Here is a 25,394-nt window from a genome sequence, read left to right on the forward strand (position 1 = left end):
TTGCCGTACGACACTTGTCGTGCGGCGGACAATGCTGGGCTAATGCCGGGGTAACGCCATTGGCCGTCCTCGAATGAGGACGGCCAATGTATTGCTGGATGCTTACTGCATGCTGCGTCGCTTTGTTACGTCGCTCAGTCAGCGATCGGCTTGCCCGCAGCGTCCTTCACCTTCGACTTCCACTGCGTACGGATTTCCGACACAACCGAATCCGGCAGCGAGATGTAGTCCAGATCGTTCGCAGCCTGCGTGCCGTTCTTGAACGCCCAGTCGAAGAACTTCAGCGTTTCGGTGCCTTGCGCCGGCTTGTCCTGCGCCGTGTGCAGCAGCACGAACGTTGCGCCGACGATCGGCCATGCGTTCTTGCCCGGCTCGTTCGTCAGGATCTGGTAGAACGACTTCGACCAGTCCGCGCCCGCTGCCGCTGCCTTGAACGTTTCCGTCTTCGGCTCGACCACCGTGCCCGACGAATTCTTCAGGCCGACATACGTCATTTTGTTCTGCTTCGCGTACGCCCATTCGACGTAGCCGATTGCGCCCGGCAGGCGTTGCACGAAGGCTGCGACGCCGTCGTTGCCCTTGCCGCCCGTACCGGTCGGCCAGTTGACCGTCGAACCTTCACCAACCTTCGACTTCCAGTCTGCGTTGACCTTCGAGAGATAGTTCGTCCAGATGAAGCTGGTGCCCGAACCGTCGGCGCGGCGAACCACGGCAATGTCGGTATCCGGCAACTTAGCCTTCGGGTTCAGTGCAACGATCGCCGGATCGTTCCACTTCTTGATCTTGCCCAGGTAGATGTCGCCGAGCACTTCGCCCGACAGCGTCAGTTCACCCGGCGTCACGCCCGGCACATTGACGACCGGCACCACGCCGCCGACTACTGTCGGGAACTGGAACAGGCCTTCCTTGGCGAGGTCTTCGTCCTTCAGCGGAGCGTCCGAACCAGCGAAGTCAACAGTCTTCGCGACGATCTGCTTCACGCCACCCGACGAACCAATACCTTGATAGTTGACCTTGCCGCCACCCGACTTCTGGTAGGCATCGGCCCACTTCGTGTAGATCGGTGCTGCGAAGGTGCTGCCCGCGCCGGTGATGTCTGCGGCTTGCGCTGCGATCGCGAAAAGCGCGCCAGCGACGCCAGCGAACACGGTTTGCATCAATTTCATGAGACCTCCAAGGGTGTGAGCGGTGTGAGCGAATAACACGAACACCGCGAAGCTTAGGGTCTCTTTGTGACAGTAACGTGACTAACCGTGAAACGGATGTGACAGTGAGATTACTAAGGTGAAAGGCTCTCGCACGGAGAAATTGCCGTTTTGGCAGTGTTGGACACGTCGCTCTACAGATTAGGCGAAAAAAATGGGACGCGAACGTTTGCGTGTGGGAAAGGGTGCACGGCAGAGGGGTGCGGCAGCGGGGACGCGCTCATGGTCGTCCCTCGCCGTCGTGGCCAAGCGCGGTTTAGGCCGTGGCCTGCTTCACCGCGTTGGCGATCGCTTCAGAATGGCGAATGGCGTCGTCGACTTTTTCGGCTTCCACCATCACGCGCAGAACGGGCTCGGTACCCGAGGCCCGAATCAGCACGCGGCCGCGGCCGTTCAATGCTTCCTCGGCCGTGCTGATGGCGCGGCGGATCGCGTCGCTGCCCTTCCAGTCCGCGCCGGGCTGCATCCGCACGTTGATCAGCTTCTGCGGGAACAGCGTCACGCCGTGGAGCAGCTCGGCGAGCGTTTTGTCGCTGCGCTTCATCGCGGCCAGCACCAGCAGGGCCGACACGATGCCGTCGCCGGTCGAATGGCGGTCTAGGGAGAGAATATGGCCGGAGCCTTCCGCGCCGAGTTGCCAGCCGTGTTCGCGCAACTGTTCGAGCACGTAGCGGTCGCCCACCGCCGCGCGGACGAACTTCACGCCGGCTTCCTGTAGCGCGACTTCGACCGCCATGTTGGTCATCAAGGTGCCGACCGCGCCGTCCACTTTGCCGTCGGTCGCCATCCGGTCCTTGACCAGCACGTATAGCAACTCGTCGCCGTTATACAGGCGGCCTGCCGCGTCCACGACCTGCAGCCGGTCGGCGTCGCCGTCGAGCGCGATGCCGAGGTCCGCGTGATTTGCGCGCACCGCGCGCACCAGCGCGTCCGGCGCGGTCGCACCGACGCCGTCGTTGATGTTGAAACCGTTCGGCGCGACGCCGATCGGAATCACATCGGCACCGAGTTCATGGAACACGTGCGGCGCAACGTCGTACGCGGCACCGTGCGCGCAGTCGACCACCAGCTTCAGGCCACGCAAGTCGAACGCCGCCGGGAAGGTGCTCTTGCAGAACTCGATATAGCGGCCGGCTGCGTCGTCGAGGCGCCGCGCCTTGCCGAGTTGCTCGGAGGCCGCGCACGCGAGCGGCAGGTCGAGCTGCTCTTCAATCTGCAATTCCACTTCGTCGGGCAGCTTGTTGCCGTCGGCGGAGAAGAATTTGATGCCATTGTCGTAGTACGGGTTGTGCGACGCGCTGATCACGACGCCCGCGGCGAGCCGCAGTGCGCGCGTCAGGTAGGCAATGCCCGGGGTCGGCATCGGTCCGGCCAGCATGACGTCGACACCCGCCGCGGAAAAACCCGCTTCGAGCGCGGCTTCGAGCATATAGCCCGAGACCCGGGTGTCTTTGCCGATGAGCACCGTGGGCCGTGCGCCCGTTCTGGCCCAGCGGTCCGCGCCCGCCAGCACCTTGCCAGCAGCGTAGCCGAGCCGCAATACAAACTCCGGCGTAATCGGCCCTTCGCCGACCTTGCCCCGAATCCCGTCCGTTCCGAAATAACGACGTGCCATGTTTTATGTTCCTCCTTGGCTTGTGGGGTTCAGCCGCGCGCGCGGCTGTGATTCGCCGCGTCGCGCATGGCCGCCCATACTTTCAATGCATCCACTGTTTGCGCGACGTCGTGCACGCGCAGAATTGCCGCACCGCGCCCGGCGGCACACACCGCGGCGGCAATGCTGCCCGCGACGCGCTCCGGCGCCGGGCGTCCGACAACCGCGCCGATCATCGACTTGCGCGACATGCCGGCGAGAATGGGGTACGGCGGCTCGGCCCGCGGCGCCGTGTCCGGCAGGTGGGCGAGCAGCGCGTAATTGTGTTCGATCACCGCCTTACCGAAACCAAAGCCCGGGTCCACGCTGATGCGAGCACGGGCGATGCCCGCCTGCTTCAGGGTTGCCACCCGTTCTTCGAGAAACTGCCGCACCTCGCTCACCACGTCGTCATAGACGGGCTCACCGAGCTGCATGGTCCGCGGCTCGCCGAGCATATGCATCACGCACAGACCGCACTCGCTGTCGCGCACGGCGTCGACCGCACCGGGCATCCGGAAGCCCCAGATATCGTTGATCAGGTCGGCGCCCGCGGTCAGTGCGTGACGCATCACTTCCGGCTTGTATGTATCGACCGACAACGGCACATTCGCGCCGCGCAGTAGTTCGACCAGTGGGATCACCCGCTCCAGCTCTTCGTCGAGCGGCACGGGCGGCGCACCCGGGCGAGTCGACTCGCCGCCGATGTCGATGATGTCCGCGCCGTCGAGCAACATGCGCTCGGCCTGGCGCAACGCGTCGCCGCGCATCGCGTACTGACCGCCATCGGAAAACGAATCGGGAGTGACGTTCAGGATGCCCATGACCAACGGGCGTTCAAAGGTCAGCTTGAAGCGGCCGCATTGCAGCGGTTCAGGGATGGGAAGAGAAGGAAATTCGACTTTCGACACGTAGCGGTCAATCACGTAAAACGAATAAATGCAAAACGGGCCGGTGTGAAACACACCGGCCCGCACTTTCTACTGGTCGCCTATCAGGCCGGCGCGGTCGCGTTACCCGGCTTGACCTCGGTGCCCGGGCTGCCACCCGACGAGGCATCGCCCACCGACGGCGGCGAACTCTTCGGCGAGCGCGGCGGACGGCCTGCCATGATGTCGTTGATCTGATCGGCGTCGATCGTTTCCCACTCCATCAACGCGGCGGTCATCGCTTCAACCTTGTCGCGGTTCTCATCCAGCAGGCGCTTCGCGAGGTTGTACTGCTCGTCCAGCACGCGGCGGATTTCCGCGTCTACCTTCTGTTGCGTCGCTTCCGAAATGGTGCGCGTGAAGCCACGGCCAAACGGCGTTGCGTCGTTCTCGTCGTCGACGTAGACCATCGGGCCGAGTGCGTCCGTCATGCCGAAGCGAGCCACCATGGCGCGGGCCGTAGCCGTTGCCTTGTTGAAGTCGTCCGATGCGCCGGTGCTGATCAGGTTCAGGAACAGCTCTTCCGCGACACGGCCACCGAACAGGATCGCGAGGCGGTCCAGCAGGTAGTCCTTCGAATACGTTTCGTTGTCATGCTCCGGCAACTGCCACGTGACGCCCAGCGCACGGCCACGCGGAATGATCGTGACCTTGTGCACCGGATCGGCCTTCGGCAACAGCTTGGCGATGACCGCGTGACCCGACTCGTGATACGCCGTAGCACGCTTCGATTCTTCGCGAATCACGGCCGACTTGCGCTCCGGACCCATGAAGATCTTGTCCTTCGCGTCTTCGAAATCCGCCATCTCGACGATGCGCTTGCCGCGGCGAGCCGCGAACAGTGCTGCTTCGTTGACCAGGTTCGCCAGGTCCGCGCCCGAGAAGCCCGGCGTGCCGCGTGCGATAACCGCTGCGTCGACGTCGTTCGAAATCGGCACCTTGCGCAGGTGGACCTTCATGATGTGCTCGCGACCACGAATGTCCGGCAGACCGACGTACACCTGACGGTCGAAACGGCCCGGACGCAGCAGCGCCTTGTCCAGCACGTCCGAACGGTTCGTGGCAGCGATCACGATCACGCCCGAATTCGCTTCGAAGCCGTCCATCTCGACCAGCATCTGGTTCAAGGTCTGTTCGCGTTCGTCGTTACCGCCGCCCATGCCGGCGCCACGATGACGGCCGACCGCGTCGATTTCGTCGATGAACACGATACACGGCGCATGCTTCTTGGCCTGCTCGAACATGTCGCGCACACGAGCCGCACCGACACCCACAAACATTTCCACGAAGTCCGAACCCGAGATGCTGAAGAACGGCACCTTCGCCTCACCGGCGATAGCACGCGCCAGCAACGTCTTACCCGTTCCCGGTGGGCCGACCAGCAACACGCCGCGCGGAATTCGTCCGCCCAGCTTCTGGAATTTCTGCGGATCGCGCAGGAAGTCGACCAGTTCGGAAACTTCTTCCTTGGCTTCGTCGCAACCGGCGACGTCAGTGAAATTGATAGCGTTGTTATTTTCGTCGATCAGACGTGCACGGGATTTACCGAACGAGAACGCACCGCCTTTCCCGCCTCCCTGCATCTGTCGCATCATGTAGAACCAGAAACCGATGATCAGGATCGTCGGTCCGAGATAGTACAGCGCCGACACCAGCGCATTCGGTTCGTCATCAGCCTTGCCGCTCACCTGAACGCCATACTTCATCAGATCGCCAACCATCCAGATGTCGCCGGGCGACACGATCTGGTACTTCTGGCCGTCTGCTGGAGTGACCGTGAGGTTCCGCCCCTGGACGATAACGTTCTTGACTTTGCCGTTCTTCGCGTCGTCCATGAACTGCGAATAGGAAACGCCTTCCTGGACACGGGGCTTGTCGAACTGCTTGAACACCGTAAACAGCACCAGTGCGATAACCAGCCACACTGCTGCTTTCGAAAACATATTGTTGTTCAAAGCACCACTCCTTCACTTAGACGGGCGCCTACATTTGCCTTGCGGCACCACGAAAGCATTCTAATCCAGTCCGCAGACCCCTGCCATAAGGTTTCGCTACCACACAAATAGCGCAGCGGGCCATTTCAGCGCCAATTTCCGGTGCTGTTGGCACATTATCGGCAGATGCGGAACCTTCCTGCAGCGCACCTACGCGGGCCGCTTCAGATGCTTACCCAAAATAAACGTTTCTGACGATTTGTCCCGCGAGGCTTTCGGCTTGCGGGCCGCCACCACCTTGAACTGACGCTTGAACTTTTCGACAATCTGGCTGTAACCGCTGCCATGAAAACATTTGACTAAAAGGGCACCATCTGGCTTCAGGTGGTTTTGCGAAAATTCCATCGCGATATCGCACAGATGCTCGATTCGCGCGGCATCCGCCACCGCCACTCCCGACAGGTTGGGCGCCATATCCGAAATTACAAGATCAACCTGGCGTTCTCCGACTAATTCTTCAAGTTGCTCGAGCACCGAGTCTTCGCGGAAGTCGCCCTGAATGAAATGGACGTCAGCGATCGGTTCCATCGGCAGCATGTCCAGCGCGATGATCGTGCCGTCGATGCCGCCCTCGCGCTCGGCGTCGCGCTGCGAGCCCTTGGCGAGCTTGTTGCGGGCGTACTGGCTCCAGCTGCCCGGCACCGAGCCAAGGTCGACGATCACCTGGCCTGGCCGGATCAGCTTGTCCTGCTCGTCGATTTCCTTCAGCTTGTAGGCTGCGCGGGCGCGATAGCCCTCCCGCTGCGCCATTTTGACGTACGGGTCGTTGATGTGATCATGCAACCACGCCGTGTTGAACTTGTTTTTTGCCATTAATGATGAACTCTTGCTGCGAAATGTGGCGCTTTAGGGGATAATACGCGGTTAATTCGCGCGGCCACCGCCAAAACTGGCAGTCATCCGCGATTCTGTTGTTCTGACGCGCCGCCCTGCGCTATTGGCCGAATCTCTCGGAAATGCAGGTGCCGCCATTTTAGTCGAGTCTCCCACTTTCCATGCCAGCCCTTAAAGTCTCTTCCGACCAACGCGCCGAGTTGCGCTCCCAGGCACATGCGCTCAAACCGGTCGTGCTCGTCGGCGCCGAAGGCTTGACCGACGCTGTGCTGTCGGAAATCAAGGTCCACCTTGGCGCGCATCAACTGATCAAGATCCGCGTGTTCGGCGACGAACGCGAAGAACGCATTGCCATCTACGAACAGATCTGCGACACGTTGAACGCCGCGCCGATCCAGCATATCGGCAAGCTGCTGGTGATCTGGAAGCCGGAAGCCGCAGTACAACCGGCTGTTAAGGCCAAGCGCGGCGCCCTGCCGAGCGCCCGCGAAGCGGCTGTCGAAGCCAAACCGGGTAAAGGCCGCGCACCGCGCGTGGTCACGGTGGTGAAACCCAGCGAAATCCCGATGCGCAAGCCGAAGGCAAAAGCAGTCGTGGTGCGCGGCAATGAGCGCGTCACGCAAGGCGGCAATATCAAGCGCGCCAAGAAGCGCCAGACCAGCGCGAAGCGCGCGCATCAGTCGTCGAAGTAAGCGAATGATGAGGGTGCGGGCGGTGTCCGCACCTTGGGGTGAACTGCTCAGGCCGTCTGGGTGATGCCCATCTGATGCCCATTTGGGTAACGCTACAGGCAAACCCGCTCAAGCAAGGTAGAACCCTACCACTCAACTGGCTACTTTCCCCGCAGCGCCGCGAGCGCCCTGCTCCGCGCTCACGATGCCGACGCTCGACGGTAGCTTCCACACCAGCGCCACACCCAGCAGGCTTTCGATCAGGTAAAACAGACTCGATACGCCGTGCAGGATGCCGAAGCGCGTCGCATAAGCTGAATGCCCGACATCACTGCCCGCTTCCAGCGCGGCAATGCGCATTGCATTCATGAACGGCTGCAGTGCAAAGTAACCCACCAGCACGCACACCAGCATGCCGACGATCAGCCAGCGCAAACGACGATAAGCGTCGCTGCCCCGGCGCACCAGTACGTTCGCGAGACCCAGCAGCAAAATGCCGCATACCGCACCCAGCACGCCCTCGATACGGAACAGTTGCGCCGCCACGGCGCCCGCCGTCATGCGATCGAGCGACGTGAACAACACCGGCGCGACGGCATAGCCGATAGTCAACAGACTACCGACCCACACCACCGTCAGCAGACGGAACAGTCGATGCGGCATCAAGGACACCGGGGCCGCCGTCAAACGTAGCTAACCGCAATGATTTCGTACTCGCGCACGCCGCCCGGCGCCTGCACCGATGCGACATCACCTTCCGACTTGCCGATCAATGCGCGCGCGATCGGCGAGCTGATCGAGATCAGACCGTGGTCGATGTCCGCTTCATCGTCGCCGACGATCTGGTATTTGACCTTCGCACCCGAATCGAGGTCTTCGAGTTCGAGCGTCGCACCGAACACCACACGGCCATCCGCCTCCACCTTGGACGGGTCGATCACCTGCGCGCCGGCCAGCTTCGATTCGATTTCGGCAATACGGCCTTCGACGAAACCCTGCTTTTCTTTCGCTGCGTCGTATTCCGCGTTTTCCGACAGATCGCCCTGGGCACGCGCTTCCGCGATCGAATTGATCACCGAGGGACGCTCAACCGATTTCAGGCGCTGCAATTCATCGCGCAACATTTCCGCGCCGCGCTTAGTCAATGGAACAGTGCTCATAAACAACTCTATGCAAAAAACAGCCGTAAAAAAAATCACCGCGGTTAAGTGCATTCCGTGGAGGCTGACGTTCCGGTCAAAACCCGGGCCACAGCACCTGCGGAACGCCGCTTAACCGCGGCACTTACATCTTGGACAGGTATTCGAAGCCTTAGTTTAGGCGAGCGTGAAGACCTTGTAAATCATAGACTTCCAGGTCCTTCAAATAGCGCAAACCTTCAACCGCGGCCCGTGCGCCAGACATCGTCGTGTAGTACGTGACCTTGTTCGCCTGCGCGCTCATGCGGATCGAACGCGAGTCGGCGATCGCGGCACGGGTTTCGTCGACGGTCGTGAAGACCAGCGCGATTTCACCGTTCTTGATCATGTCGACGATGTGCGGACGACCGTCCTTCACCTTGTTGACGACCTTGACCGGTACGCCGGCCGCTTCGATCGCGGCAGCCGTGCCCTTGGTCGCGACGATCGGATAGCCGAGTTCGTGCAGCATGCGCGCGACTTCGACGGCCTTCGGCTTGTCTGCATCCATCACGGTCAACAGCACCGTGCCGGACTCCGGCAGACGCGAACCCGCCGCGAGCTGCGACTTGAACAACGCTTCGCCGAACGTCTGACCCACGCCCATTACTTCACCGGTCGAACGCATTTCCGGTCCGAGCACCGGATCGACTGCCGGGAACTTGACGAACGGGAACACGGCTTCCTTCACGCTGAAGTACGGCGGGTTGATTTCCTTCGTCACGCCCTGTTGTGCGAGCGTCTGGCCGACCATCGCGCGCGCCGCGATTTTCGCGAGCGGCAGGCTGGTCGCCTTCGAGACATACGGCACGGTGCGCGATGCACGCGGATTCACTTCGAGCACGTAAATCACGTCCTCTTTCGAACCATCTGCCTGCGGCACTTGCTGGATCGCGAACTGCACGTTCATCAGGCCGATCACGTTCAGCGCCTTCGCCATTGCGCCGGTCTGCCGCTTCAGTTCCGCGATGGTTTCCTGCGACAGCGAGTACGGCGGCAGCGAACAAGCCGAGTCGCCCGAGTGGACGCCCGCCTGTTCGATGTGCTCCATCACGCCGCCAATGAACACGGCTTCGCCATCGGAGATGCAATCCACGTCGCATTCGATCGCGTCGTTGAGGAAGCGGTCGAGCAGCACCGGCGAATCGTTCGACACCTTCACGGCCTCGCGCATGTAGCGCTCGAGGTCGCGCGGCTCGTGGACGATTTCCATGGCGCGGCCACCCAGCACGTACGACGGACGCACTACCAGCGGATAGCCGATTTCCTCGGCGAGCTTGAGTGCCTCGTCTTCGGCACGCGCGGTGCGGTTCGGCGGTTGACGCAGGCCGAGATCCTGCAGCAGCTTCTGGAAACGCTCGCGGTCTTCCGCGGCGTCAATCATGTCCGGCGACGTGCCGACGATCGGCACACCGTTCGCTTCGAGATCGAGGGCGAGCTTCAGCGGCGTCTGACCGCCGTATTGAACGATCACGCCGACCGGCTTTTCCTTGTCGACGATTTCGAGCACGTCTTCGAGCGTCAGCGATTCGAAGTACAGACGATCGGACGTATCGTAGTCGGTCGAAACGGTTTCAGGATTGCAGTTGACCATGATCGTTTCGTAGCCGTCTTCGCGCATGGCGAGCGCGGCGTGCACGCAGCAATAGTCGAACTCGATACCCTGGCCGATCCGGTTCGGGCCGCCGCCCAGCACCATGATCTTCTTGTTGTTCGTGGGGTTCGCTTCGCACTCTTCCTCGTAGGTCGAGTACATGTAGGCGGTTTTCGTGGCGAACTCGGCCGCACACGTGTCGACGCGCTTGTACACCGGGCGCACGTTCAACTCGATACGACGCTGGCGCACTTCCGCCGGCTTCGCGCCGAGCAGCTTCGCCAAACGGCGATCCGAGAAGCCGCTTTGCTTCACATACTTGAGTTCTTCCTTCGAGAGGCTTGCCAGCGTACGGCCTGTCAGCGCCTTTTCCTTCAGGATGATCTGTTCGATCTGTGCGAGAAACCACGGGTCGATCGAGGTCTCTTCGAAGATCTCTTCGGCCGTCATGCCGACACGGAATGCGTCGCCGACATACCAGATACGATCCGGACCGGCTTCGCCGATTTCGCGGATGATCTCGTCGCGGTTATTGGTCTTTTCGTCGAGACCGTCCACGCCCACTTCGAGGCCACGCAGCGCCTTCTGGAACGATTCCTGGAAGGTGCGGCCGATTGCCATCACTTCACCGACCGACTTCATTTGCGTGGTCAGACGCGCATCGGCTTCGCGGAATTTCTCGAACGCGAAACGCGGGATTTTGGTGACGACGTAGTCGATCGTCGGTTCGAACGATGCCGGGGTCTGACCGCCGGTGATCTCGTTTTTCAACTCGTCCAGCGTGTAGCCGACTGCCAGCTTTGCCGCGACCTTGGCGATCGGGAAGCCGGTCGCCTTCGAGGCCAGTGCCGACGAACGCGACACCCGCGGATTCATTTCGATCACGATCATCCGGCCATCTTTCGGATTGATCGAGAACTGCACGTTCGAACCGCCCGTGTCGACGCCGATCTCGCGCAGCACGGCGAGCGATGCGTTACGCAGGATCTGATATTCCTTGTCCGTGAGCGTTTGCGCCGGCGCGACGGTGATCGAGTCGCCGGTGTGGATGCCCATCGGGTCCAGGTTTTCGATCGAGCAAACGATGATGCAGTTGTCCTTTTTATCGCGGACCACTTCCATCTCGTACTCTTTCCAGCCGAGCAGCGATTCTTCGATCAGCAGTTCGCGCGTGGGCGACAGATCCAGACCGCGCTTGCAGATCTCTTCGAATTCATCGCGGTTATACGCGATGCCGCCGCCCGAACCGCCGAGCGTGAACGACGGACGGATCACGACGGGATAACCGCCACTACCCGTTTGCACGGCGATGTCGGCCTGCACCTTCAGTGCTTCTTCCATCGAATGCGCGGTACCCGACTTGGCCGAACCGAGGCCGATCCTGGTCATCGCGTCTTTGAACTTCTGACGGTCTTCCGCCTTGTCGATCGCTTCGGGCGAGGCGCCGATCAGCTCGACCTTGTACTTGTCCAGCACGCCGTGTGCGTGAAGATCCAGCGCGCAGTTCAGCGCGGTCTGGCCGCCCATCGTCGGCAGGATCGCGTCCGGGCGCTCCTTGGCTATGATGCGCTCCACCACTTCCCACGTGATCGGCTCAATGTAGGTGACGTCGGCCGTGTTCGGGTCGGTCATGATCGTCGCCGGATTGCTGTTGACGAGAATGACCTTGTAGCCTTCCTCACGCAGCGCCTTGCATGCCTGCGCGCCCGAGTAGTCGAACTCGCACGCCTGGCCGATGATGATCGGACCCGCGCCGATGATGAGGATGCTTTTAATGTCTGTCCGCTTGGGCATAACGCTCTCGCTAATGTATTCCTGAATTCTTTCCGTCGGCGCGCTGCGTTAATACGTTGCGCGCGCTCTGTTGTGTGCGGCTCGCTGCGCTTGTGCGCTGAGTGCGCCATTCACGCCCCGCGAGCCCTGCGCCGCCTGGGCGCCTCACACGCTGCTGCTTATGCCGCGGTCGCCTTGCCGGCCTTCTTCGTGTCCATCAACGCGGTGAAGCGATCGAACAGATAGGCGATGTCGTGTGGACCGGGCGACGCTTCCGGGTGGCCCTGGAAGCAGAACGCCGGCTTGTCGGTCAGCGCGAAGCCTTGCAGCGTGCCGTCGAACAGCGAAATGTGCGTGACCTTGGCATTGGCCGGCAACGTGTCGGCGTCGACCGCGAAACCGTGGTTCTGCGACGTGATAACTACACGGCCGTCTTCGAGATCCTTTACGGGATGGTTCGCGCCGTGGTGGCCGGTCTTCATCTTCAGGGTCTTGGCGCCGAGTGCGAGGCCCATGATCTGGTGGCCGAGGCAGATGCCGAAGGTCGGGACGCCGCGCTCGATCAGATCTCTAGTAGCAGCGATTGCGTAGCCACATGGTTCCGGATCGCCGGGGCCGTTCGACAGGAACACGCCGTCCGGATTGAGCGCGAGCGCGTCGGCAGCAGAAGCTTGCGCCGGCAGCACGGTGACGTGGCAGCCGCGCTCAGCCAGCATGCGCAGAATGTTGTACTTCACGCCGTAATCGAACGCGACCACGCGGTACTTCGGCGCGTTCTGCGTGCCGTAACCGGTGCCCAGACGCCATTCGGTCTGGGTCCATTCGTAGCTTTCTTTCGTCGACACGACCTTCGCGAGGTCCATGCCGGACAAACCCGGGAACGAGCGCGCGAGTTCGATTGCCTTTGCTTCGTCATCCGAACCGGCCAGAATGGCACCGTTCTGCGCACCCTTGTCGCGCAGCACGCGGGTCAGCATACGGGTGTCGAGACCGGCGATGGCGACCACGCCTTCGTCCTTCAGGTATTGCGGGAGCGTGCGCTCCATGCGGAAGTTCGACGCGAGAACTGGCAGATCGCGGATGATCAGGCCGGCGGCATGGACTTTCGTGGCTTCGACGTCTTCGGCATTCACGCCGACGTTACCGATGTGCGGATACGTGAGGGTCACGATCTGGCGCGCGTAGCTCGGGTCGGTCAGGATTTCCTGATAACCGGTGATAGCGGTGTTGAACACGACTTCGCCGATCGTATGCCCGGGGGCGCCGATCGAGTAACCACGAAAGACCGTGCCGTCGGCGAGTGCGAGCAAAGCGGGAGAAAATGACGGCAACACGGGAGACTCCTTGGGGAACACCCTGTTGCCGACCTGTCTATCCGACTGCGAGCCGCAGCGAAACGCATCGACAAGGATGCGCGCGCAGACTCGCTCGCGTACTGCTGGTGACGTCGCAAGGGGCGCGATGGGTCCATTGTGTGGACGGATCGGCTGGGGTGCGGGGCGTCAAAAGCGCGCGGCGGATGAACGGTATGGGAGAGGTAGGCGCTAGGGTGCGGGTTGATAAGCTCAAACCTTGGAATTATAGCGTGAAACTACCCTTCCCTCCAAATCCGAGATGGGGAGCCGGCGTAGCAGAGGGCCCTCCCAAACGGGTCAAAGTCTTGCCGCATATGGCTCAGAAGCCGGTGGACAAAATTTGCGCGGGCCAGAATCGGGATAGAGCCGGTAAATGTGACCCGACCCGGCGAACCATCCACGACGGCCTTAAACCTGCCGCTCGGCGTGCGCGTGCACCGGTTGAAGTCCTGTACGGCCGGGAAATACATACCAGATCGCGCTCAACAGTTGCAGCGCCATCAGAATGCCCCAGGCGGTCAGATGCGCGGCGGCCGGATAATGTCCGCCGCTGGCCGGCCAGCGCGACAGGACCGCGCCGACGCCGATCTGGAAGCCGAAAATCAGCAGGAAGATGATCAGTGTCAGGGTGGTATTCACCCGGCCGATCATCTGTGCCGGGAAGTGCCGCGCCATCACCGCGTAACTGAGAATCCCGGTACCGCCGAAGATCCCATACGCCGTCCACAGCAGGCTCGCGGGCAGCGGCGCATTGAACATGATCAGCAGCTGGGTGACGACGAACAGCGCCATGCCGATGCCGCAGAACACGTGGAGCGAGACACCGCGCCGCTCCAGACTGCGCGCCGCCGCGCCGAAGCCCACGCAGCCGGCCATCATCGCGAAGCCGAGAACCGATACCAGCGCGGCAGCTTCACGCGGCTCGAAGCCCTGCACGTCGCGCAACCAGGCGCCGACCCACAGCGATTGCATCGCGTAGAACACACCTTGCGTCACGACCGAAAACGACGCGATCTTCCAGAATGCCGCGCTCCTCAAGATGTGCAAAGTGCCCTTGAACTGGGCCCCGAGACTCGCCTGGCGATGGCTTTCTTTTGCGTCCGGCGCGAGGGTCCACTGCGCGACCGCCACGAGAACCGTCAGCAAACCCAAGCCGACGCAGACCGCGCGCCAACTGGCGAAGCCCAGCACCCACGTGAGCGGAGAACCGACCATCACGCCGCCGAAGCCGCCCATCGCCATCACCAACCCGTTCATCAGCGGCAGCCGTGCCGACGCGAAATGCTGCGCCAGTGCCTTGAAGGCGGCGCCGAGACACACCGACACGCCGACGCCTATCAGCAGCCGCCCGATCATCATCACGCCTACGCCGTGCGCCGCGCCGAACGCCCAGATTCCCAGCGCGGCAAATAGCAGGGTGACCGCCGTCACCCGACGCGCGCCGAAGTGGTCCAGCAGCACGCCCGCCGGAATCTGCGCGCCCGCGAAGCCGAGGAAATACAGGCTGGTCAGCAAGCCGAGATCAGTGGCCGACAAGCCAAGATCGTGCGTGATGAAGGGCGCAAAACCCAGATTGACGCCGCGAAACACGTACGAAACAAAGTAACCGGCGGAAAACAGAAGAAAAACGCGCAACTGGGTCGACGACATAAGCTTTGAAATGAGCGGCCGACGAGGCCTGAGCACGAACGATAAATGAAATGAGCGAAATTCGCCTGAATTGATCTGCAGAATGAAAAACGCCGTCACCCTGAGGTGACGGCGTCGGAATAACACGGTGCGTGATCGGAGCGCAATTCATGCGCTGCCCCCGCAACGCATGTGGTCACTACCGTGGAGCCGCTTTTTGGTCTACTTACCCTTCTTCGCGTTGGCCGCGGTCTTCTGGCGGCTATCTGCCGCGGCCTTCGACGCCTTGCTGGACGTGGAAGCCGACACCTTCTCCACCTTGCCCTTGCTGGCGCTGGACGTTGTCGGCTTGCTCGCTTTACCCACCGGCTCAGACACCTTCACCACGGCGGAGCGGCCACGACCCTTCTTCTTATCGTAGCGCGAATCGTTCTTCGTGTCTGTGACACGGGTCCCGATCTTCTCGACGCCGCCGCCCTGCACGTCGGTCGCGATGCGCTCCGGACCCGGTTCGCTCGGCATCGCCTTGCCGACCGGCACGTGCAGCACGATCACCTGGCCACGCGAAACCTGATCGCGATGCGTGCGATTCCACGCCTTCAATTGACCGATCGAAACGCCGTAACGCACTGCGATGGCGGCCATGGATTGATTGCGACGCACGCGGATCAGCATCTTGCGCGTGTCGGGAACGTCGGGCTCCATGGCGAGCACGGCGCTTTCGGCGACGTCGGCACTGATGTCTTCGTCGTCATCCGAACCACGCGGTACCACGATTGTGGAACCCGGCTTCAAACGCATGCCGGCCGGAATCTTGTTCACTTCCATCAGCGTGTCGGCGTCGACACCGATCTTTTGCGCGATCGCCGCCGGCGCCGAGCGCTCCGTGACCGTGTACGTGGTCCAGGACGACAGCGAGCCGGAATAGGCCTTCAGATTACGTTCGAAGGCGCTGGCGTTATCGAACGGCAGCAGGATTTGCGGCTGCGTGGCGCCGAGAATCACCGGCTTCCTGAACGATGGGTTCAGCGAGCGGAATTCGTCCGGCGACAGATTGGCGAGTTTTGCCGCCATGTCCACGTCGATGTCGTGCGAAGTCGTGACCGTCACGAAATACGGGTGATTCGGAATCGACGGCAGCGTGAGCCCGTACATCTGCGGGTTCATCACGATGTTCTTCACCGCCTGCAGTTTGGGCACGTAGTTGCGCGTCTCGTTCGGCATGCGCAGGCTGAGGTAGTCGGTGGGCAGCCCCGCCGCTTCGTTGCGCGCGATCGCACGCTGCACGTTGCCCTCACCCCAGTTGTATGCGGCGAGCGCCAGTTGCCAGTCGCCGAACATGTCATGCAGACGCGACAGGTAGTCGAGCGCGGCGCTGGTCGAAGCCAGCACGTCGCGGCGCTCGTCCTGCCACATGTTCTGCTTGAGATTGTAGGTGCGGCCCGTGCCCGGCATGAACTGCCACATGCCGGCGGCCTTCGCCACCGACAACGCCTGCGGGCTGTACGCGGATTCGATGAACGGCAGCAGCGCGAGCTCGGTCGGCATATTGCGCGCTTCGAGCTCTTCGACGATGTGGTACAGGTATTTCTGCGAGCGCTCGGTCATGCGCTGCACGTAATCCGGGCGCTGCGCATACCAGTTGACCTGCATGTCGACGAGGTCGGTTTGCAGATCCGGCATTTGAAAACCACGGCGAATACGACCCCACAAATCGGCGTCCGCGCTCGTCAGTTGACTGACCGAGCCCTGATCGACGTTGATCGTCTCTTTGGCGGTGGCTGTCTTGCGAAGGGCGTCGGCTACGGCTTGCTGACTGGCGGGGTTTGTTGCGGTGGTGGGGCTATTCGTCGCCGGTCCCTGACTCGCGCAAGCGGCGAGCGTCAGGACCAACAACGCACTAAAGATAAATCGCATGAACGTCTCGGCTTCCACAAGGGCTGGAATTTGCAGCCGATAGTACGAAACGGCAACGTTTACGTCAATCGGAAAATTACGAAAAAAATCAAGGAAATCTTGGGCTTGGCGAATTTTTGCGATTCTTCGCGTGAGGAATACCCTGATGCTCAACGGGTCAACGGAAGCGGTTTTTCCATTCGCGCATCAGCGTAAATGCCGTTAAACGATCGGACACTTTTTCGTGCAACTGCTCTTGCAAGGTAGCGCGAATTGCCGGACTGTCGGCGCGCAAAAACGGATTCACGGCGCGTTCGTGGGCGATGGTAGTGGGCAGCGTCGGCACATGGCGTGCGCGCAATTCGCTCGCCGTGTCGCGCCAGGCTTGCAGTTCGGCGTTGCCCGGCTCGCAGGCGAGCGCGAAGCGGATGTTCGACAAAGTGTACTCGTGGGCGCAGTGAACCTCGGTCGCGCCGGGCAGCGCGGCCAGCGCATCCAGCGACGCCAGCATCTGCGTGGGCGTGCCTTCGAACAAGCGGCCGCAACCACACGCGAACAGCGTGTCGCCACAAAACACGTGCGGCGTGCCGCGCGGGTCGGCCGCCTGAAAATAGGCAATGTGACCGCTCGTGTGACCGGGCACATCGAGCACGCTGAATTCGAGTGCGGGGGCCGCAATCGTCACGTGATCGCCGTTTTTGAGACGATGCGTGAGATGCTGGATCGCCTCACCAGCAGGGCCGTACACGGGAACGGCCTGGCCGTTCAGCAGATCGGCCACCCCACCGACATGGTCTTGGTGATGGTGCGTGAGTAAAATAGCGCTCAGCCGCCAACCCCGTTTCGCCAGATATGCGCGCACGGGGGCGGCCTCACCCGGATCGACGACCGCCGCATGATGCCCGTCGGAAACGACCCAGATGTAATTGTCTTCAAACGCCGGGACCGGTACGTACTCGAGCGCATTCATAGGCGACGCATTCTCTGATATGACTGATCGAGCGATTATAGACTGGCCTGCCTGGACCGATTCGCCACCCGGGCGCTACGTACTCGAGTGGGAACAGACCCAGCTCGATCGCGTGGTGTCCGATGTGTTCGGTTACCATGCGTTGCAACTCGGCCTGCCGCAGCTCGATGCTTTGCGCGAGAACCGCATGCCGTGCCGCGGGCTCGTGCTCGACGCAGCGAGCGGCGCGAGCGCGCCCTACACTTTTCCGCGCGGCCTCGGGCGCACCGGGAATGGCTCGGGCAGAGGCATGGGTAACAGCGCAGCGCAAGGTCTGCCCGCGGGTTTGCCTGCGCCCGCTGGACGCAGCGCCGTCTGGTGCGATCTGCTCGACTTGCCGTTCGAAGCACAAAGCGTCGACCTGATCGTGATGCCGCATACGCTGGAATTCACGAGCGACCCGCACCGGCTATTGCGCGAAGCGGAGCGCGTGCTGATGCCCGAAGGGCAGTTGATCATTCTCGGCTTCAATTCGCTGTCGCTGTGGGGCGCGCGCCAATCGGTCGGCAAGATGACCGGCCGGCCGTTCGTGCCCGCCGCAGTCGACCTGATCGCCTTCACGCGCCTGAAAGACTGGATCAAATTGCTGGGTTTCGACCTTGAACGCGGGCGCTTCGGCTGCTATCGTCCGCCGCTCGGCAGCGAACAATGGCTGTCCCGCTATGGCTTCATGGAAGCCGCCGGTGACCGCTGGTGGCCGATTTTCGGCGCCACCTACATGATCAAGGCGATCAAGCGCGTGCGCGGCATGCGCCTCGTCGGCCCGCTGAAAGTAAAGAAACCTGTCCTCGCCGCGGGCCTCGCGCCTGCCGCCACTCCGAACACACGCAACCACACTCAATGACTCCCGACATCATCGATATTTATACCGACGGCGCCTGCAAGGGCAACCCCGGCCCCGGCGGCTGGGGCGCGCTGCTGCGCTTCGGCGATCAGGAAAAAGAACTGTTCGGCGGTGAACCCAACACCACCAACAATCGCATGGAACTGATGGGCGTGATCGGCGCGCTCGAGGCACTCAAGCGCCCCTGCAAGGCCGTCGTGCACACTGACTCGCAGTACGTGCAGAAAGGCATCAGCGAATGGATTCACGGCTGGAAGAAAAAAGGCTGGATCACCGCCGCGAAGCAACCGGTGAAGAACGCCGATCTCTGGAAGCGACTCGACGCGCTAGTCGCGCAGCACGAAATTGAATGGCGCTGGGTGCGCGGTCACAATGGCCACCCGGAAAACGAACGTGCGGATCAACTGGCCAATCGCGGCGTCGCGTCACTCGCGGAGATGTGATGCGTGCCGTGATGCCCGCGGCGGCACCCACGCGCGCGCCCTTCTTTTTTGCTGATTTTTTTAGAGCAGGCTAATCCGACATGCGTCAACTCATCCTCGATACCGAAACCACCGGCCTGAATGCACGAACCGGCGACCGGATTCTTGAACTCGGTTGCGTCGAAATGGTGAACCGCCGGCTCACGGGCAACAATCTGCATTTCTATATCAACCCGGAACGCGACAGCGATCCGGGCGCACTGGCGGTTCACGGGCTGACCACCGAGTTCCTGAGCGACAAGCCGAAGTTCGCCGAGATTGCCGATCAGATTCGCGACTTCATTCAGGACGCGGAACTGATCATTCACAACGCGCCGTTCGACATTGGCTTTCTCGACGCCGAATTTGCGTTGCTGGGTTTGCCGCCGGTGAAAACCTACTGCGGCGAGATCATCGATACGCTCGCGCGCGCCAAGCAGATGTTCCCGGGCAAGCGCAATTCGCTCGACGCGCTGTGCGACCGCTTCGGCATCAGCAACGCACACCGCACCTTGCACGGCGCACTGCTCGACTCGGAACTGCTTGCCGAGGTTTACCTGGCAATGACGCGCGGCCAGGAAAGCCTCGTCATTGACATGCTCGGCGATTCGCACGGCGGCGCCGATGCGCACGCACCGCGCATCGCGATCGATTCGCTGAATCTGGCCGTGATCGCTGCGAGCGACGACGAAGTCGCCGAACATCAGGCCGTGCTCGACGGTCTCGACAAAGCGGTCAAAGGCACGAGCGTGTGGCGCCTTGAACCGGCTCCGGCTGCGGCCGCGGATGAGCAAACCGCTTAAAAAGTACTAGACGAGTCGAAAAATCCCTGACATAATTCGGCTCTCTTCGGGTGGTTAGCTCAGCGGTAGAGCACTGCCTTCACACGGCAGGGGTCACAGGTTCAATCCCTGTACCACCCACCAGATTCGCTGGTTCCCGAAGAACCGCAAGAGAAAGCCCTTAGACGAAAGTCGAGGGCTTTTTTGTTTTTGCTTCCGCTTGATTCTGTTTGTTTCCAGACATGCGCACGCTTCATTGATCAAGCGCGCGCCCGTAGATATGCATCTGCGCCTGCTCCGCTTCGAAGTCAATACCGAACTTTCGTACGATTGCGGCCGCTAAATACTGCTGATATAGTCAGTCATCGGGCACTCGCCCCGTCTATTTCCTTCGCTTCATTCGACTACAGGGAGGCGTCACATGTTCGCAGTGCATATCGCTGTCCCTGGGATGGCCTCACGTCCATTCTCGCGATCTTAAGTTTGTCGCGTTGTCGCTCACGCGGTTCTGCCTGATCAGGCGTCCCGCGCAATTCCCAGACAGTCCGTAGTCTCATCGTCGGCATTGCTGTCAACACAGCGCGGCTCGCTTGACTGTCTCTTCCTTTCGCTTCTGACTGGAACCTCGGTGCGCTCGCGCGCCACCGGGTCGTGGCAAATGACTAGAAAAAAACTCGACTTTCGTGGGCAAGCCTTCAAGGACGTCCTCGGCTTCACCTTCCGTCACTGGGCCAAACAGCCCTGGCGCATCTTCGTCATTGCGGCGCTGGTGCTGCTCTCGGCATTGGCCGACGTACTCACGCCGATGTTCGCCGGACGGCTTGTCGACGCGATCGCGTCCGGATCGGCCGGCGACACCGTCGCGTGGCACGCCGCGATCACGGCCTTCTGCGTGCTGGGCGCGCTTGGGCTCGGCGCCACGCTGCTTCGCCAGGGCGTGTTCTTCAACATCATCAAGCTGACCCTGAAGATGATGAGCGAAATTGCCGCGAACGCGTTTCATCGCGTGCAGCGCTTTTCAACGGACTGGCACGCCAACAGCTTCGCCGGGTCCACGGTGCGCAAGATCACGCGCGGCATGTGGGCGCTCGACCTGCTCAACGACACGCTGCTGATCGCGCTGTTCCCGTCGCTGGTCATGCTGGTCGGCGCAACGGTGTTGCTCGGCTGGCGCTGGCCGATGATGGGCGCGGTCGTCGGCATCGGCTCGGTGCTGTATATCGCGGTGACCGTGGCCATGTCGCTCGGCTTCGTTGCACCCGCCGCACGCCTCGCCAACGCATGGGATACACGCATGGGCGGCGCCCTCGCCGACGCAGTCAGCTGCAACGGCGTGGTGAAAGCGTTCGGCGCCGAAGAGCGCGAAGAATCCCTGCTCGAGCGTGTGATCGTCAAGTGGCGTCATCGCACACGCCGCACGTGGATACGCGGCACGATTAACGGCGGCTTGCAGGGCGGCATGCTTGTGACAATCCAGGCTGCCATTCTCGGCGTCGCGTTGCTCTTGTGGATGCGCGGCGAAGCGAGTGTCGGCGATATCACGTTCGCGCTGACAATGTTCTTTATGCTGCAAGGCTATCTGCGCGACGTGGGCATGCACATCCGCAACCTGCAGCGTTCGGTCAACGACATGGAAGAGTTGGTGTCGCTGGAGAACCAGCCGCTGGGTATCGAAGACCGCCCCAACGCGGGCCCGATCGCGATCAGCAACGGCGAAATTCGCTTCGAGCACGTGACCTTCCACTACGGTGCGAAAGCCACGCCGCTCTATGACAACTTCTCCGTGCGCATCGCGCCGGGAGAACGCGTCGGGCTGGTCGGGCACTCGGGTTCCGGGAAGACGACTTTCATCAAGCTGATCCAGCGGCTGTACGACATTTCGGAAGGCCGGATCACGATCGACGGCCAGGATATCGCCTGTGTCCGGCAGGCATCGTTGCGCAGTCAGATCGCCATCGTTCAGCAGGAGCCGGTGCTGTTTCACCGCTCGCTGGCGGAGAACATCGCCTATGCAAGGCCCGACGCGAGCCGTGCCGAGATCGAACGCGCCGCGAAGCTCGCCAGTGCGCACGGCTTTATCGCGGCGCTGCCTCAAGGTTACGACACGCTGGTGGGCGAGCGCGGTATCAAGCTCTCGGGTGGCGAACGCCAGCGCGTCGCGATCGCGCGGGCGTTTCTCGCGGACGCGCCGATCCTGATTCTGGACGAAGCGACCTCAAGCCTCGACAGCGAAAGCGAAGTGCTGATCCAGCACGCCATGGAGCGGCTGATGATGGGCCGCACGACGCTGGTGGTGGCGCACCGTCTGTCCACCGTGCGAGCACTGGACCGGCTGCTGGTGCTGGACAAGGGCAAGGTCATCGAGGAAGGCAGTCACGAGGCGTTGATCAGACTCGAGAACGGCTTGTACAGGCGCTTGTTCGAACGTCAGGCGCTGGAGTTGATCAAGGGCCTGGGTGATTCGGAGGTCATGCACAAGACCGATGGCGCGAAGGCGAATCGACTCGATGATTTGGACTTGCTGCTCGAGAAGTAAATTGCGAAGTAGCGTGCGGGACGTCCTGCAGAAGCCGCCGTAACAGGCGTGCTCTGCAGGCTTACGCACACCTACACCACGCCCGCAGGCAGCCCGATGCCGCGCGCCATGCCAGTCGCCGCGAACACCATCAGCACCAGCAGCACGGTCTGGATCACGCTGAAACGCGCATAACTACGCGCCTTACGCAAATCAGGCGGGGCGCCTTTTCTGATACTGGCGCGCCAGCGCATCAGGCCGAGCATCGTCGGGACTTCGAGAATGAGGATCAGCACGAGCAGCGTCATCTTCACGTGAAAGAGCGGCTCATGCAGGTAATAGTCGGCGCCCTTTTCGAAACCGCCGAAGGCGCGCATCAGACCGGTGACGATCAGCACCAAAGCCGAAATGCCCCACCGCGAGTCGGAGCGGAATACGGATCGCAACGCAGCAGGCACGCTGGCTCGCCGCAGTGACCAGGTGCGCCGGAGAATCGACGCGAGGGCAAAGCCATAAGCAAGCAGATGAAGGGCGGCAAGCAACCAGCGAACCAGCATAGCGACTCCTGCAAACGACGCAATACGATCGATGTATCTCTCACTCGCCCACAGAAACGCCGGGCGGCACTTTTTCTTACATGTCTTATTATCGACTACCGCACTTTACGACGTCTGCTTCGCCCGCGTCTTGTAGCTGACCGAACGAAGCGACAGTTTCAGACTTGCCGCAACGATGTGTCGAGCGCTCGCGCGGCGACCCGATCGCCCTCGGTGGTCAGCGCGGCGCGGAACACGGTTTGACGATTGTGGCCCGCCGCGGCCGGCGAATCCCACAGCAATTCGATTTTCGGACGTCGGCCGAAACCGCCGCGCACCAGCGCAGGCGCGCCGACCGAACCGAGCGGCGCCGCAGGTCCAGCCGCCTCACCGGCAACACCGAACGCCACCGCCGGGGCAGGCGCCGACGGCGCGCTCATGCCTGGGGCCGCCGCCCAACGCACGGACAATTCACGGGCGTCGTACTGCCCCACCTTGCGGCGCTCGGCCCAGACGACCACCGTGCGTGTAGCCGGATCGAGCGCGACCGCATAGCGGCCGATCGCAAAGCGTCGCGCGGCGATATTGGTTCGCCACAGCGCGCGCGGCCGGCAGATCCACACCACCGCCGCGTACAACGCCGGTGCCGCCAACAGCCAGCCGTTGGTAGCCGCCACCGCCTGCGCGGCGCGGCGCCAACCGGCGCTCGCCACAAATGCGCCGACCGACCAGACAGCAAATAGGAATCCGAGGAAGGCAAACAGACGCACCGCCTGCCGCAACCATTGCGGCAGCGGATGCAACGGACGCTCGGCCACGGCGCGGGCGCCCGGCAGGAAGATCAGCAGGAACAGGAACACCAGGTTGATGCACGCCCATGGCGAGGACACCATCGCCGACAACGACGCGCCCAGGTCCATCTGCGCCATCGAAAAAAGCCAGCGAGTGAGGAGCACGAGACCGATGGCGCGCAGCGCGAAAATCATTCCGGCGCCGGGCGCCGCGTTCGCACGCGTCTCTTTCGTTCTCGCCAAAGCATCCTCCTGTCGTCGACGGCGCCGCAGCCAGATTTGCGGCACGGCCATTATAGGGATATTACCGAGACAGGCTCATGCTTGCCGGTCCCAAAACCGTACTTTCTGCCGCGTACGCGCAAAACCGAGGCGCGCATGCAACAACGCCCCGCAGGCGAGATGCACGCGGGGCGTTGCTGGGGCAGCCGGACCATCTGAGCCGGGACGCCGAAAGCGCGCGCCGGCAAGGCCGGCCTGGCTGCTTTTACGTACCGTGCTTAGCTGGCGTTGACTTCGCGCAGCACCGTGCGATGCTTCTGACGCAGCAGCTCTTCGTAGGTGGCAACGTAGTTCTTCGCCATGACCTTCGACGAGAAGCGCGCTTCGAATGCCTTGCGCACTCCGGCGCGCGGCAGCGTGTGCAGACGCTTCACAGCGGCGACCGCGCTGATTTCGTCTTCGACGACGAAACCCGACACTCCGTTATCGATCACCTCCGGCACCGAACCACGGTTGAATGCGATCACCGGCGTACCGCAAGCCATTGCTTCGATCATCACCAGACCGAAGGGCTCCGGCCAGTCGATCGGGAACACCAGTGCATGCGCGTTGCCGAGGAACTCACGCTTTTCGGCTTCGCCGATTTCGCCAATGTATTCGACGTGCGGGAGCGCCATCAGCGGCTTGATCACTTCTTCGTAATAGGCACGATCGGCCTTGTCGATCTTAGCGGCGACCTTGAGCTTCATGCCTGCCTGGCCGGCGATGCGGATCGCACGGTCGAGACCCTTCTCCGGCGAGACGCGGCCAAGGAATGCGAGGTAGCCCGGCTCGACGTCCTTGATCGGCGTGAGCACGTTTTCCGGCAGGCCGTGATAAACGGTTTGCAGCCAGTTCGCCTGTTGCAGCGGGATGCGCTGGTTGTCCGAAATCGACACCACCGGCACGTCGCTGAATGTGTTGAAGATCGGCTGCAGTTCCGGCAGATCGAGACGGCCGTGCAGCGTGGTCAGGAACGGCACCGGCTGGCGGGCGAACAGCGAGAACGGGTAGTAGTCGATGTGGAAATGCAGCACGTCGAATTCGTCCGCGCGGCGGCGTACTTCTTCGAGCAGCAGCATGTGCGGCGCCATCACGTCGCGGATGGTCGGGTCGAGACGCAACGCCTGCGGCCAGAACGCTTCGAGCTTCGCGGAGGTTTGCGAATCGCCGCTTGCGAAAAGCGTGACGTCATGGCCCTGTTCAACCAGCGCTTCGGTCAGGTAGGACACCACGCGTTCCGTCCCGCCGTAAAGCTTGGGAGGAACCGCCTCGTGCAAGGGAGCGATTTGAGCGATTCGCATAATGAAGAACTCCTCGTAAAAAATCAGGCAAAAGTACTGCGTTTGGTAAAAGCGACTCGCTTGCTCGCCAGGGCAGTCTGGCCGGATATGCCGGCGCTGGCCTGATTCTTTCGAGAAATCCTGCGATGGATCGCTTGGGTAGTGAGCCCAGATCAACAGTTCGCTGTCTGCGCATGTGCCGGTAAACGCACACACGGCAC

The 25,394-nt window shown here is 61.9% G+C and carries 20 protein-coding genes and 1 tRNA gene; 6 read left to right on the forward strand and 15 right to left on the reverse strand.

The window, feature by feature from the left end:
* Nucleotides 1-134: 134 nt before the first annotated feature.
* From pstS to PQQ86_RS14000, 5 genes are all read right to left on the reverse strand, one after another.
* Nucleotides 135-1,166 carry a phosphate ABC transporter substrate-binding protein PstS gene (gene pstS / locus PQQ86_RS13980; RefSeq protein ID WP_408267670.1) on the reverse strand — a complete coding sequence of 344 codons (1,032 nt, stop codon included), beginning with the start codon at nucleotides 1,164-1,166 and terminating at the stop codon, nucleotides 135-137.
* A 295-nt stretch (nucleotides 1,167-1,461) separates the two neighbouring features.
* Complete coding sequence (glmM, locus tag PQQ86_RS13985; protein WP_408267673.1) at nucleotides 1,462-2,820, reverse strand: phosphoglucosamine mutase; 1,359 nt, start codon at nucleotides 2,818-2,820, stop codon at nucleotides 1,462-1,464.
* Nucleotides 2,821-2,849: 29 nt separating this feature from the next.
* Complete coding sequence (gene folP / locus PQQ86_RS13990; protein WP_459252425.1) at nucleotides 2,850-3,749, reverse strand: dihydropteroate synthase; 900 nt, start codon at nucleotides 3,747-3,749, stop codon at nucleotides 2,850-2,852.
* An 83-nt stretch (nucleotides 3,750-3,832) separates the two neighbouring features.
* Nucleotides 3,833-5,722, reverse strand: coding sequence for an ATP-dependent zinc metalloprotease FtsH (gene ftsH / locus PQQ86_RS13995; RefSeq protein WP_097389981.1), 1,890 nt, complete (start codon nucleotides 5,720-5,722; stop codon nucleotides 3,833-3,835).
* Nucleotides 5,723-5,911: 189 nt separating this feature from the next.
* Nucleotides 5,912-6,574, reverse strand: a complete 663-nt coding sequence (locus PQQ86_RS14000) for an RlmE family RNA methyltransferase (protein WP_054036258.1) — start codon at nucleotides 6,572-6,574, stop codon at nucleotides 5,912-5,914.
* A 182-nt stretch (nucleotides 6,575-6,756) separates the two neighbouring features.
* On the opposite strand from PQQ86_RS14000, the gene PQQ86_RS14005 reads away from it, so the two are divergent.
* Nucleotides 6,757-7,287 carry a YhbY family RNA-binding protein gene (locus PQQ86_RS14005; RefSeq protein WP_093640370.1) on the forward strand — a complete coding sequence of 177 codons (531 nt, stop codon included), beginning with the start codon at nucleotides 6,757-6,759 and terminating at the stop codon, nucleotides 7,285-7,287.
* Between the two features lie 132 nt (nucleotides 7,288-7,419).
* On the opposite strand, the gene PQQ86_RS14010 is transcribed toward PQQ86_RS14005, so the two are convergent.
* From PQQ86_RS14010 to gloB, 7 genes are all read right to left on the reverse strand, one after another.
* Nucleotides 7,420-7,929, reverse strand: a complete 510-nt coding sequence (locus PQQ86_RS14010) for a DUF4149 domain-containing protein (protein WP_408267679.1) — start codon at nucleotides 7,927-7,929, stop codon at nucleotides 7,420-7,422.
* Between the two features lie 20 nt (nucleotides 7,930-7,949).
* Nucleotides 7,950-8,426, reverse strand: coding sequence for a transcription elongation factor GreA (gene greA / locus PQQ86_RS14015; RefSeq protein WP_097389983.1), 477 nt, complete (start codon nucleotides 8,424-8,426; stop codon nucleotides 7,950-7,952).
* 151 nt (nucleotides 8,427-8,577) lie between these two features.
* Nucleotides 8,578-11,832: a carbamoyl-phosphate synthase large subunit gene (gene carB / locus PQQ86_RS14020; protein ID WP_408267684.1), complete on the reverse strand. Its 3,255-nt coding sequence runs from the start codon at nucleotides 11,830-11,832 to the stop codon at nucleotides 8,578-8,580.
* 158 nt (nucleotides 11,833-11,990) lie between these two features.
* On the reverse strand, nucleotides 11,991-13,145 hold the full coding sequence (carA, locus tag PQQ86_RS14025; protein ID WP_408267687.1) for a glutamine-hydrolyzing carbamoyl-phosphate synthase small subunit: 1,155 nt from the start codon (nucleotides 13,143-13,145) through the stop codon (nucleotides 11,991-11,993).
* A 429-nt stretch (nucleotides 13,146-13,574) separates the two neighbouring features.
* Entirely contained in the window at nucleotides 13,575-14,816 is a 1,242-nt protein-coding gene (locus PQQ86_RS14030; RefSeq protein ID WP_408267690.1) for an MFS transporter, read from the reverse strand.
* A gap of 201 nt (nucleotides 14,817-15,017) precedes the next feature.
* Nucleotides 15,018-16,712 (reverse strand): transglycosylase SLT domain-containing protein, encoded by a 1,695-nt coding sequence (locus PQQ86_RS14035; RefSeq protein WP_408267694.1) that lies wholly within the window; start codon nucleotides 16,710-16,712, stop codon nucleotides 15,018-15,020.
* A 157-nt stretch (nucleotides 16,713-16,869) separates the two neighbouring features.
* Nucleotides 16,870-17,661 (reverse strand): hydroxyacylglutathione hydrolase, encoded by a 792-nt coding sequence (gene gloB, locus PQQ86_RS14040; protein WP_408267697.1) that lies wholly within the window; start codon nucleotides 17,659-17,661, stop codon nucleotides 16,870-16,872.
* Nucleotides 17,662-17,680: 19 nt separating this feature from the next.
* Between gloB and PQQ86_RS14045 the strand changes: the two genes are divergently transcribed.
* The 5 genes from PQQ86_RS14045 (at nucleotide 17,681) to PQQ86_RS14065 (ending at nucleotide 22,323) form a co-directional block, all read left to right on the forward strand.
* Complete coding sequence (locus PQQ86_RS14045) at nucleotides 17,681-18,544, forward strand: class I SAM-dependent methyltransferase (protein ID WP_408267700.1); 864 nt, start codon at nucleotides 17,681-17,683, stop codon at nucleotides 18,542-18,544.
* Nucleotides 18,541-18,987 carry a ribonuclease HI gene (gene rnhA, locus PQQ86_RS14050; protein ID WP_093640388.1) on the forward strand — a complete coding sequence of 149 codons (447 nt, stop codon included), beginning with the start codon at nucleotides 18,541-18,543 and terminating at the stop codon, nucleotides 18,985-18,987. The genes PQQ86_RS14045 and rnhA overlap by 4 nt, the downstream gene beginning before the upstream one ends.
* Before the next feature lie 80 nt (nucleotides 18,988-19,067).
* Complete coding sequence (gene dnaQ, locus PQQ86_RS14055) at nucleotides 19,068-19,808, forward strand: DNA polymerase III subunit epsilon (RefSeq protein ID WP_408267705.1); 741 nt, start codon at nucleotides 19,068-19,070, stop codon at nucleotides 19,806-19,808.
* A gap of 48 nt (nucleotides 19,809-19,856) precedes the next feature.
* Nucleotides 19,857-19,931, forward strand: a tRNA-Val gene (locus PQQ86_RS14060).
* Nucleotides 19,932-20,445: 514 nt separating this feature from the next.
* Complete coding sequence (locus PQQ86_RS14065; protein ID WP_408267709.1) at nucleotides 20,446-22,323, forward strand: ABC transporter ATP-binding protein; 1,878 nt, start codon at nucleotides 20,446-20,448, stop codon at nucleotides 22,321-22,323.
* Between the two features lie 71 nt (nucleotides 22,324-22,394).
* Here the strand turns inward: PQQ86_RS14065 and PQQ86_RS14070 are convergent, their stop codons facing one another.
* From PQQ86_RS14070 to PQQ86_RS14080, 3 genes are all read right to left on the reverse strand, one after another.
* Complete coding sequence (locus tag PQQ86_RS14070) at nucleotides 22,395-22,859, reverse strand: DUF2214 family protein (RefSeq protein ID WP_408267711.1); 465 nt, start codon at nucleotides 22,857-22,859, stop codon at nucleotides 22,395-22,397.
* A 158-nt stretch (nucleotides 22,860-23,017) separates the two neighbouring features.
* The gene (locus PQQ86_RS14075) at nucleotides 23,018-23,872 is read right to left on the reverse strand and encodes a hypothetical protein (RefSeq protein ID WP_408267714.1); all 855 of its coding nucleotides are present in this window, start codon (nucleotides 23,870-23,872) and stop codon (nucleotides 23,018-23,020) included.
* 257 nt (nucleotides 23,873-24,129) lie between these two features.
* Nucleotides 24,130-25,194 (reverse strand): glycosyltransferase family 4 protein, encoded by a 1,065-nt coding sequence (locus PQQ86_RS14080; protein WP_408267717.1) that lies wholly within the window; start codon nucleotides 25,192-25,194, stop codon nucleotides 24,130-24,132.
* Between the last annotated feature and the right edge of the window lie 200 nt (nucleotides 25,195-25,394).

The sequence above is a fragment of the Paraburkholderia sediminicola genome (genome assembly GCF_046026675.1).
GTDB lineage: Bacteria > Pseudomonadota > Gammaproteobacteria > Burkholderiales > Burkholderiaceae > Paraburkholderia > Paraburkholderia sediminicola_F.